The 9,339-nt window shown below is 42.5% G+C and carries 7 protein-coding genes and 1 pseudogene; 4 read left to right on the forward strand and 4 right to left on the reverse strand.

Annotated features, from left to right (window positions below):
• On the reverse strand, nt 1–940 hold a 940-nt coding region (locus JWQ85_RS15945), incomplete at its 3' end, for a class I tRNA ligase family protein (protein ID WP_299469732.1).
• Between the two features lie 449 nt (nt 941–1,389).
• Between JWQ85_RS15945 and JWQ85_RS15950 the strand changes: the two genes are divergently transcribed.
• The 4 genes from JWQ85_RS15950 (at nt 1,390) to JWQ85_RS15965 (ending at nt 6,511) form a co-directional block, all read left to right on the forward strand.
• Nucleotides 1,390–3,459 carry a M13 family metallopeptidase gene (locus tag JWQ85_RS15950; RefSeq protein WP_299469734.1) on the forward strand — a complete coding sequence of 690 codons (2,070 nt, stop codon included), beginning with the start codon at nt 1,390–1,392 and terminating at the stop codon, nt 3,457–3,459.
• 295 nt (nt 3,460–3,754) lie between these two features.
• Nucleotides 3,755–5,089, forward strand: coding sequence for an MBL fold metallo-hydrolase (locus tag JWQ85_RS15955; protein WP_299469736.1), 1,335 nt, complete (start codon nt 3,755–3,757; stop codon nt 5,087–5,089).
• Between the two features lie 52 nt (nt 5,090–5,141).
• Nucleotides 5,142–6,155, forward strand: coding sequence for an energy transducer TonB (locus JWQ85_RS15960; protein ID WP_299469738.1), 1,014 nt, complete (start codon nt 5,142–5,144; stop codon nt 6,153–6,155).
• Between the two features lie 8 nt (nt 6,156–6,163).
• Nucleotides 6,164–6,511: an MmcQ/YjbR family DNA-binding protein gene (locus JWQ85_RS15965; protein WP_299469740.1), complete on the forward strand. Its 348-nt coding sequence runs from the start codon at nt 6,164–6,166 to the stop codon at nt 6,509–6,511.
• Here the strand turns inward: JWQ85_RS15965 and JWQ85_RS15970 are convergent.
• The 3 genes and pseudogenes from JWQ85_RS15970 to JWQ85_RS15980 all read right to left on the reverse strand — a co-directional run.
• Entirely contained in the window at nt 6,506–6,931 is a 426-nt protein-coding gene (locus JWQ85_RS15970; RefSeq protein WP_299469742.1) for a hypothetical protein, read from the reverse strand. The genes JWQ85_RS15965 and JWQ85_RS15970 overlap by 6 nt on opposite strands.
• 13 nt (nt 6,932–6,944) lie before the next feature.
• Nucleotides 6,945–7,844 carry a DMT family transporter gene (locus JWQ85_RS15975; RefSeq protein WP_299469744.1) on the reverse strand — a complete coding sequence of 300 codons (900 nt, stop codon included), beginning with the start codon at nt 7,842–7,844 and terminating at the stop codon, nt 6,945–6,947.
• Nucleotides 7,845–7,981: 137 nt separating this feature from the next.
• A pseudogene (locus JWQ85_RS15980) lies at nt 7,982–9,339 on the reverse strand (TonB-dependent receptor); the annotation flags it as partial.

The raw sequence follows: 9,339 nt of genomic DNA on the forward strand, positions 1-9,339 counted from the left end.
TCAGCGTAGCATCGTCATTTAAAATATCAATAACCGGCAGCTTGTGGCGTTGGCCCAGCTCATAGTCATTCAGATCGTGTGCCGGGGTAACCTTTAAACAACCCGTACCAAAATCCATGGTAACATACTCATCCGCAATGATTGGTATTGACCTATCAATTAACGGAATGCGTACTTGCCGACCTATTAAATCTGCATACCTCGGATCATTAGGATTAACGCAAATTGCTGCATCTGCCATGATTGTTTCTGGACGAGTTGTGGCTATAACAACATAGTCAATTCTTTCACCCGTGTGATTTGCATCCTTCGCGGTTTTTGTTCCTAATAAAGGATACTTAATATAATAAAGCTTCTGATTTACTTCTTTACGGATAACCTCCTCATCAGATACTGCTGTTTTCCCCTGCGGGTCCCAGTTTACCATGCGTACACCACGATAGATCCAGCCTTTTTTGTGCAGATGAACAAAGTAATCGATCACCGATTCAGACATATCCTCGTCCATGGTGAATTTGGTGCGTTCCCAATCGCATGAGGCGCCCAATTTTTTCAATTGCTCCAGTATAATACCACCGTATTTTTCCTTCCATTCCCAGGCATAGCTCAAAAACTCTTCGCGGCTCAGGTCTTTTTTATTGATACCGCGCTCTTTAAGCATGGCAACAACCTTTGCTTCGGTAGCAATACTGGCATGATCGGTACCGGGTACCCAGCAGGCATTTTTGCCTTTCATACGGGCACGGCGAATAAGCACATCCTGTATGGTATTGTTTAGCATATGGCCCATGTGGAGCACACCGGTAACATTTGGCGGCGGAATTACGATGGTGTAAGGTTCACGATCGTCAGGTACCGACCTGAAAAAGTTATGTTTTAACCAGTAACTGTACCATTTTTCTTCGGCTTCTCCGGGCGAATAGGTTTTTGCAATACTCATAGCCTGCAAAAATAACTATTTGGCGCTAATTTGGATGCCGTATACTTATTATACTTATAATTTCACACAAAGACGCCAAAATCACTATAATCTCACGCAAAGACGCAGAGACGCTAAGATTTATTAATTTTTCTGCGCCTTAGCGTCTTTGTGAAACTTCTTTAGTCTAATTTACACTTGTGGCTTTATTCCTTACCTGAACTATATGGAACAGTTATAAATTGCACCCATAAGGCCAATAGCAACAATATTTTTACAAATAGCCGTTTATAGTGTATAAACATAGCACCAGACATGAAAACATTGCCCTTAAATCGTTTTTTGGCAGCTTTTATTAAAATGTCACGTTTATCATTTGTTATCAAATGGTTTAACAAGTAATAATATCCTGCTCAATTATTTGCCATTCGGCATATAAAATAATTAACTTCATAGTCTTACTGACTAACATGAAATTAAAGTTCACCAACTTAATGCTGATGGGTGCATTGTGCCTGTCTGCAAGCGCGTTTGCCGCCAATGGCGACAAACCCGTAAAGGGCAAATCGCATAACGACCCACCAAAAAAATTCATCGACCCCGCAAACATGAACACGGCGATTAAGCCGGGCGACGATTTTTTTGATTATGCCAATGGCAACTGGATAAAACAGAATGCTATACCGGCCAAAGAAACCCGCTGGGGAAGTTTCAACATTTTACGCCAGGATAATACCAATCGCCTTTTGGGCCTGCTTAACGAGGTTAGCAAAACACCCGGCCAGCCAAAAGGCAGCCTTAAACAACGTGTTGGCGACCTTTATGCCAGCGGTATGGACAGCCTTATTATCGAAAAAAAGGGCTATACCCCCATCACTGCCGACCTGCAACGCATCAATAAAATAACCGACCTTAACGGCATTGTAAACGAGCTTGTTTACGAACGTGTTAACGGTATAGGCAGCCCGCTGTTTGGTTTTGGCGTTGGCCAGGACGAAAAGCATGTAGATAAATACATTGTAAGCCTTAGGCAAGGCGGCACCAGCTTGCCCGACAGGGATAATTACCTGAAAGACGATGCCCGTACCAAAAAGATACAGGATGCGTTAAAAACCTATATCACCACCCTGTTTACGCTTACCGGTACCAGCGCCGATGTAGCTGCTAAAAACGCCGGTATCATTTTCGACCTGGAAAAAACATTGGCTAAATCACAACTAAGCCGTGTTGCACAGCGCGACCCAAATGTTACCTACAACAAATTTTCTGTAGCCGATTTTAGCAAAACCACACCGCATTTAAACTGGGTTAAAATACTGCCTATGTTAAAAGTTACCGGTCAGGATACGATGATTGTAGGTCAGCCCGGGTTTTTTAAAGATGCAGATGCACTATTGGCTGCAACTTCTGTTGACGACTGGAAAACTTATTTAAAATGGAACATTCTAAGAGGTTCGGCTGGTACATTAAGCTCGCCTTTTGTAAACGCATCCTTTGACTACAGCAGCGCGCTAAGCGGCCAAAAGGTGCAAACCCCGCGTAACGAACGCATGAGCGGTTTGATTGATGGCAGTATTGGCGAATTGCTGGGCCAGCTTTATGTAGAGAAATACTTTACCCCTGCCGCCAAAAAGTATATGATCGACCTGGTTAACAACCTTAAGGTTACCCTGGGCGACCGCATACAACGCCTTGACTGGATGAGTGCCGAAACCAAAGCACGCGCACTTAAAAAACTGGCTGCTTTCCGCGTTAAAATTGGTTATCCTGATAAATGGGAAGTTTACGCCGGCCTGGTTATTAACCGCGATGATTACGCCGGTAACTTAAAGCGTATAGCCGTATGGCGCTACAATTTTAACGTGAGCCGCTTGGGCAAACCCGTTGATAGGACACGTTTTGGTATGACACCGCCAACTGTAAATGCATCATACAACCCAACCAATAACGAAATTGCTTTCCCTGCGGGCATCCTGCAGTTCCCCTTCTTTGATTTTGGTGCCGATGATGCCGTAAACTACGGCGGTATTGGTGCTGTTATTGGCCACGAAATGACCCACGGATTTGATGACCAGGGCCGCCAGTATGATGCCGATGGCACCCTGCGAGACTGGTGGACAAAAGACGATGCTGATAAATTTAAAACCCGTGCGGACCAGGTAGTTACACAATATAATGGCTTTACCGTGCTTGATACCATGCACGTAAATGGTAAACTAACCCTTGGCGAAAACCTTGCCGATTTAGGCGGTTTAAATGTTGCTTACGAAGCATTCAAGAAAACTAAACAAGGGCAATCAACCACAAAAATTGACGGCTTTACGCCCGATCAGCGTTTCTTTTTGTCGTGGGCACAAGTTTGGAGAGGCTCGCAACGCCCCGAGGCTGCCGCGCAAAGGATCCTCACGGACCCGCATTCGCCAGAGCAATTCCGTACCAACGCCCCTATAAGCAATATGGATGCCTGGTACACCGCGTTTGATGTTAAGCCCGGCGATAAAATGTATAAAAAACCCGAGGATAGGATAAGGGTGTGGTAGATAAGTATTAAAATATTTAGTATCAATTATAAATGGAAAAGCCCGGTATATGCCGGGCCTTTCTATTTAATGCTAAAACCGCCAAGTCAAGCGTCTACGCTTGACTTTAGCACGTATTGTTCTCCAGGAGCGTGGACACTCTAAATTACCATCGTTCAAGTGTGGTCGCTTGAACGAGCGAACGGGCGAAAGGTGAGAGAAGAGGATAACACCTGCAGCAATATTTACTCCCGCTCAACATTTCAAATTCCAACCTTTCAACTAAACCCCTATCTTTGCGGCACTGACACGTTATATGATAGTTCACCAATTTTACGATAAGGGTTTGGCGCATGCGTCGTACGCCATTATAAGGTCTGGGAAGATGGTTGTTATTGACCCCGCCCGCGACCCGCAGCCTTACTACGATTTTGCCGAATTGCACGATGCTGATATTACCGGCATTATTGAAACACACCCCCATGCCGATTTTGTAAGTTCGCACCTGGAGATACACCAAACTACCGGCGCTGTTATCTATGTTAGCAAGCTGGCAGGTGCCGAATACCCGCACGAAAGTTTCGATGATGGTGACGTTATTAAACTGGATGATATCAAGTTAAGAGCTATTAATACCCCTGGCCACTCGCCCGATTCCATTTGTATTTTGCTGGAAAACGAGCAAGGCAAAGACTGTGCTGTATTTACCGGCGATACGCTGTTTGCAGGCGATGTTGGCAGGCCAGACCTACGCGAAAGTGCCGGAAATATCATCGCTAAAAAAGAGGAGCTTGCCAGGCAGATGTACCACTCTACCCGCGAAAAGCTGATGGTATTACCAAAAGATGTTACTGTTTATCCGGCGCATGGCCCCGGCTCGTTATGCGGTAAAAGCATGAGCCCCGACCTGCAGACCAGCATTGGCAAAGAACTTCGTGAAAACTATGCCCTGCAACTAATGGATGAGCTGGCCTTTGTAAAAACCCTAATGGCCGACCAGCCCTTTATGCCAAAATACTTTGGTTATGATGTGGAACTGAACAAAACCGGCGCGCCAAACTTTGAAGAAAGCATTGGCATGATAACAAGGCCATCAAAAGATATTGTTTTAGAGAAAGGTGCTTTGGTTATAGATACCCGTACCAAAGAAGCCCATCGCAACGGTCATGTAAAAGGGTCTATCAACCTGCAGGATGCCGAAAAATTTGAAACCTGGCTGGGATCTGTCATCGGCCCGGATGAGCAATTTTATTTGATCGCCTCGACTGATGAGGAACTGGAAATCGTGATTAAAAAAACAGCGAAAATAGGCTACGAAAAAAACATTATTGCCGGTATTTTACCCCCTACAGACGCCAAAGAGCATTCGCCAGAGGTAAATTATGGTGACTTTAAGAACCATCCCAACCATTATACCATCATTGACGTACGTAATTGGGCAGAAATAAAAGCGGGCAAAATTTTCAGCGATGCCCTAACCATTCCACTACCCGAATTGCGGGAACGTGTAGCTGAGATCCCTACTGATAAACCCATCGTGGTGCATTGCGCCGCCGGGTACCGGTCGGCAGCGGCGGCTGGTATCATCCAAAGCAAAATAAGCAGCATACCTGTTTATGATTTGGGTGAAGTGATAAGGGACTTTCAGTAGTTTTAGATTGATAGCAGATTATTTGATATATTTAAATACCATAAAAACCTAAATGAAATATATCACACTTTTCTTATTAATTTTAACGTGCGGGGCATTAAAAGCCCAGCAAATCAACCCCAACGAAATTCATAAATCATGGGTATTATCTAAAATTACTTTTGATGACGATTCAGAAGTTCCGGATGATGAACCTCTAAAATATGCCTATATAAAATACAGTTTTAATTCTTCGGGAAAGGCCGGTTACTCTACCTTATATTATATGAAAGGCGGTGGGTTTTTATTTGAGATAAAAAACAATGAACTGATATTTAAGTCGGAAGAGGGTAATCCTATGAACGCGTTCTTAATTAATAATTTAACTCAAAATAGCCTGATAATAACTCAAAAGGGGTTTAAAAATGGAAATATCCGGCAATTTTTAAAATACTATTTCACTCCTGAAGAAGGAGTAAAAAACTCGATAATACTAACCAAATCTGACATTTACACTGTTTTGAGCGGGGATACTATTTATAATCAAAACCCAAAAGTATACCCAACTTATAAAAATGATAATTTTCAGGATTATCTGTATAAAAATGTCGGCGTAAAAATGGATGACAAATCCGGGCGTATAGCCGCAAGTTTTATTGTTTCAAAAACAGGCTTGCCAGATAGTTTACAACTATTAGAGGGTATTAGCAACGAATTTGATAAAGGCTTTATTAAAGCATTCAATAAAGCTAAAAAGGACTGGAAACCGGCAACCCTAAATGGGAAAAATGTATCTGTTAAAATGAATGTTGATTTAAGATATACCACGTCGGCAATTACTATCCCCAATTATTTTGATGGAAACAAAGCATTCGCTGCCTTTAAAAATAAAGACTACGAAACAGCTATCGCATTGTACGACAAAATTATCGCATCGGATAAGTATGACATTACCAGTCTTTATAAAAGGGGTTTAACTAAATTAATGATGGGGAATATTACCGGAGCCCGTGAGGATTGGAAAACTATACAAAAACTGGGAGCTACAACAGCTGATAAAATACTTGAAAAATATAATAATCAATAACAAGAAGCATGACAATTGAAACTATTCAAAAAATATGTTACCAGTTACCCGGTGTAACTGAGGATATTAAACTTGGTGAACATTTATGCTTTAATGTTGGCGGTAAAACCTTTTTGTTTACCTATCCGGATGGTACACCTCCATCAGCTTCTTTTAAAGTGCCTGATGAAGATTTTGAAGAGATAATTGCAAAAGACGGCCTGGAGCCACAGCCCTATATTGCCCGTTATAAATGGGTGCTGGCACGTAATATCAGTAGTTTAACAGATAAGGAATGGGAGTTTTATATCAAGCAATCTCATCAGCTTATAGCCGGTAAATTACCCACAAAGGTTAAAAAAAGTTTAGGCTTATAATTCTCCGGCGCCTTCCCGATCCCACATGCCGGGATGGTCGCGGTAATGGCTTATGTTCTCAATAATTTCCTCTACCTCGCTTATTGTAAGTTTGTCAAACCCATCGGCTATATAGGTGAATATTTTGCCGGGCTTTTCAAAGGTAATATAGCCCATGTAATTAGGGTCAGTCTTTTTTTCGAATAACAGTTCGCTTTCCCTGCGTTGTTTTTCGCTATCATCAAACCCATTACTGCGGAAAATATTATACGTATATGTTAACACCGGATGCCCATTCACCCGTGCCTGTATGTTTGGTATAACTTTAACAGTTCTATTGTTCCCTATTGTAAAAAACATGGGTGTCATGGGGTGACCATTAGCATTTATAAAAATACAATTGTTACCGGAAATAGTTTTCCTGCTGTAAATGTTAATCATCAGAAGTATCCGCTTAACCGATAACTTTACCGGGTTTACTTTTTCTGTATTTACTAAAATCTATCTTGGTGAGATAAACGCCACCCAATATAATAAACAGGCACCCTATTTGCCCAAGGGTGATGGTTTCGCCGTAATACCAGCCCCAACCAAATGCTATAAAGGGGATGCCATAACTGGCGGTTGATGTAAATAGCACGCTTGTACGCTGTACCAAAGCATAAAACAACATCCATGCTATGGCTGTGCCCAGCATACCAAGGGTGCATACCGCAAGGCATGCTTTTATATATTTGGTTTGATGAAGCGGTAAGTTGAAGAAACCGCTATGCCATAATATGCATATAGATGGCAATGCTACCGATAGCAGAGAGAACGCGGTTATTACCAGCGGACTAACGCCATTTAAATATCGTTTTACTACTACAATGTTAATCCCATAAAACATAGTGGCCAGTATTACCAGGCCGCCATAACTTACCTGCCCAATGCCGGTATGCTTTTGCACCATATATAACAATACAATACCCCCAAAGCCTATAATAATGCCCGCAATTTGAATGCCCGGTATCCGGATACGGAAAAATATAAAACCAAATATGATGGCAAAGATGGGTGTAAGCGAATTAAGTGTACCAGCCAGGGCGCTATCAATTTTTGTTTCGGCGATGCAGAACAAAAACGCTGGCAAAAAGCTACCAAATACACCCGAAAATACCATATACCACGATAGCTTATACGGTATTTTGCTGCGGTGCCTTATCAGTATCGGTGCAAGCACAACGCCGGCGGTTATAATGCGTATTGCCGCTACCTGCCAGGCGGTAAGCAGGGGTTGCCTGGCATCGTCATACAAACCGAGTTTCATTAGTATAAACGAGCTTCCCCATATCAGGCAAATAGAAGCAAACATTAACCAGTTAATAAATTGAGGTGGAAAAATGGTTGACTTGCCGGTTGCTTGCATAGTGCTGCAAAATAATCATTATAAACAAAAACGCCCGCAATGGCGGGCGCTTTGATTAAATATAAAGAACGAGTGAAAACGATTTAGAACGCGTAGCGTAAACCAAACTGCATTTGCCAGCGCGAAGCAAACAAATCAACAGAGTATGGTAATCCCGGGTCTGCAAAAGTATATTTTGGATAAGTTGTTGCGGCATTTGGGAAGGTTGGCGTACCTGCTTTAACAGGTGTTAAACCAATATTAGCGGTTGAGTTAAATGTATTGGCCGAGAAGTAGTACTGGCCCCATTTTTTATTTAACAGGTTAGTAAGGTTAATAATATCGTAAGTGAAAGTAATTACCTGTTTATGTTTACCGCCGCCAAATTTAAAGTCCTGTGCAAAACGGAAATCAAGCTGATTATTCCATGGGGTAAAAGCAGCATTACGCTGGGTAAAATCGCCACGGCGAGACGAAAGATATTTGCTCTTATCTATGAAACCATCAAAGGCTGCAGCCTGCTGTACTGCTGTTTGGGCAGGGCTGGTTGGTGTAGCTGCAATGTCTGAGAAGAAGTTAACCGTTTCGCCGCGTTTTGGTATGTAAGCTAAACTAAGCTGCTGACCTGTTCCGTCAATAGCGCTTGGGTAAAAGCCATAGGTGTATGGGTTACCGGACTGTCCGCTAAAGAAAAAGCTAAAGTTGGCGGTGTAGTTTTGAGCAACATCCCAATCGTGCCTGAAGTTAACGGTAGATACAATACGGTTACGGATATCAAAGTTTGAGTTGGCCAAACCTGGGTTGTTAGGGTTTAAAGCCTGGTTTAACTGCCAGTTTGATTCCATTGAGTTACGGATACCGTTGGTTATATCCTTAGATTGGCCGTAGGTATAAGCAAAATCAACATTTAAGCCAAAAGGCATAGTTTTACCAATTTGCCCGGTAATGCTATAACGTTCGCCCTGGTTAGTGTTTGATAGCAAGTAAGCGTTTGTGAAGTTACCTGATGGCTTGGTGTTCACAAATATAGGCTGTTGGTGCTGGGTATCGTACGGGTAATAAGTTACCTGGTCGGTTGTGTTGGTTTGCTGGAATTTTAAATCGTGGATAACTTTGGTGTAAATACCCTCTAAAGTAAACCTCCATTGGTCCTGTGTTTTATAATCCAGGGCTAAGCTACTTCTCCATACCTGCGGCATTTTAAAGTTATTATCAATCATATCTACCTGGGTTGGGCCGGTAGCACTGGTATTTGGCACAGGATTATTTTGCTGGGTAACAAAACCTAAACCACCATTTACAGGGGCTTGTGTTGGGTTAGTACCCGCAGTGATTGGGCTTGCAGCACTGATGTTATTTTTATCATAAGCGCCATAATAATTGCAATTGTTATAAAACGCGTAAACAAACCATGCAAATGGTACACGGCCGGTAAATGTACCGGTACCGCCACGTAATACAA

It is taken from the genome of Mucilaginibacter sp. (assembly GCF_028288105.1).
Lineage (GTDB): Bacteria > Bacteroidota > Bacteroidia > Sphingobacteriales > Sphingobacteriaceae > Mucilaginibacter.